Source organism: Kitasatospora sp. NPDC059817 (genome assembly GCF_042731835.1).
Classification (GTDB): Bacteria; Actinomycetota; Actinomycetes; order Streptomycetales; family Streptomycetaceae; genus Kitasatospora.
On record NZ_JBHWIR010000298.1, the window covers coordinates 1 to 1,745 of the forward strand.

A 1,745-nucleotide genomic window follows, 5' to 3' on the forward strand; every position below is an offset into this window, starting at 1 on the left:
CCCCGGCCCCGGGCGGGGGCCGAGGCGCGTACCCGGGGCGCCGCCACAGTCGTCGGCGGACATGCGGACAGGGAGCTTGCGGATGGCACAGGCAGCAGGGGAAACACGGGCAGCACGGGCGCTGGACGGTCGGATCGCCCTGGTCGCGGGGGCGACCCGGGGCGCCGGGCGGGGCATCGCGGTGGAGCTGGGCGCCGCCGGGGCGACGGTGTACGTCACCGGGCGAAGCACCCGCGAGCAGCGCTCGGAGTACGACCGGCCGGAGACCATCGAGGACACCGCGGACCTGGTCACCGCGGCCGGCGGCCGGGGCATCGCAGTGCCGACCGACCACCTGGTCCCGTCCCAGGTGGCCGCCCTGGTGCAACGGATCGACGCCGAGCAGGGCCGGCTGGACGTCCTGGTCAACGACATCTGGGGCGGCGAGAACCTGTTCGGCTGGAACGTCCCGGTCTGGGAGCACGACCTGGACGACGGCCTGCGGCTGCTCCGCCTCGCGGTGGAGACGCACGCCGTCACCAGCCACCACGCCCTCCCGCTGCTGCTGCGCCGCCCGGGCGGCCTGGTCGTCGAGATGACCGACGGCACCGCCGAGTACAACCGCGACACCTACCGGAACTCGTTCTTCTACGACCTCGCCAAGGCCTCCGTGCTGCGGATGGCCTTCGCGCTCGGCCACGAGCTGGGCCCGCGCGGCGCCACCGCCCTGGCGCTCACCCCCGGCTGGATGCGCTCGGAGATCATGCTGGAGCACTTCGGCGTCACCGAGGAGAACTGGCGCGACGCCCTGGCCCGGGAGCCGCACTTCGGCATCTCCGAGAGCCCGTACTTCGTCGGCCGGGCGGTCGCCGCCCTCGCCGCCGACCCCGAGGTCTCCCGCTGGAACGGCGGGTCGGTGTCCAGCGGGCAGTTGTCCCTGGAGTACGGCTTCACCGACCGCGACGGCAGCCGGCCGGACTGCTGGCGCTACCTGGTCGAGGTGCAGGACGCGGGCAAGCCGGCCGCGCCGGAGGGCTACCGCTGACGGGGCGTCGGCGGCGGTGCCACCGGGCGCCGGGGAGAACCCCTTTCCCCGCGCCGCGTATTGACCGCGCCGCCACCGACTCCGAATAATCGGCGCCACCGGGGCGCCCAGGCAACCCTCGTCACTCTGACCACACCGGACCGGGGAGCGCCCATGACCGACCAGCCGCACCACGACGAACCCACCGCACTCGCCGCCCTGGCCGAGGAGTACTTCGCCGCCGAGAACGCCCACGCCCCGTTCGACGCGACGCTGAGCGGGGTCGAGGGCTACGCCCACGAGGTGCCCGACCCGTCCCGCGCGGCCGCGCTGCGCCACCGGGACGCGCTGGCGGGCTTCGGGGCGCGACTGGCCGCGATCCCGGTGGACGCGCTGGCCGGCGAGGACCTGGTCACCCACCGCGTGCTCGGGCGGCTGATCGACAACGGTACCGGCCGGATCACCCACGGACTGGGCGACTTCAGCATCTCGGCGACCATCACCGCACCGCAGAACGAGGCCTTCACCTCGCTCGCCATGACCTCCGTCGACCAGGAGGGCGCCGACGCCTACCTGGAGCGGCTGGCCGGCCTGCCGGGCTACTTCGACGCCGCCCTGCAGCTCCACCTGGACGCCGCCGCCGAGGGGCCGATCTGGGGAAAACTCGCCCAGAGCCCGCGCCGCCCGGCCGGGGCATGCTCGGCCGTCAGCAGCACCGCCCCGCCCCACTCGCCGCCGAGGC

1 protein-coding gene and 1 pseudogene are annotated in these 1,745 nt (G+C 74.7%); both read left to right on the forward strand.

Going from position 1 to position 1,745, the window contains the following annotated elements; translation table 11 throughout:
- Positions 1-82 precede the first annotated feature (82 nt).
- A complete protein-coding gene (locus ACFV61_RS33715) occupies positions 83-1,024 on the forward strand; it encodes an SDR family oxidoreductase (protein ID WP_380495887.1) in 942 nt (313 codons plus the stop codon).
- A gap of 153 nt (positions 1,025-1,177) precedes the next feature.
- A pseudogene (locus ACFV61_RS33720) lies at positions 1,178-1,591 on the forward strand (hypothetical protein); the annotation flags it as partial.
- Positions 1,592-1,745 lie beyond the last annotated feature (154 nt).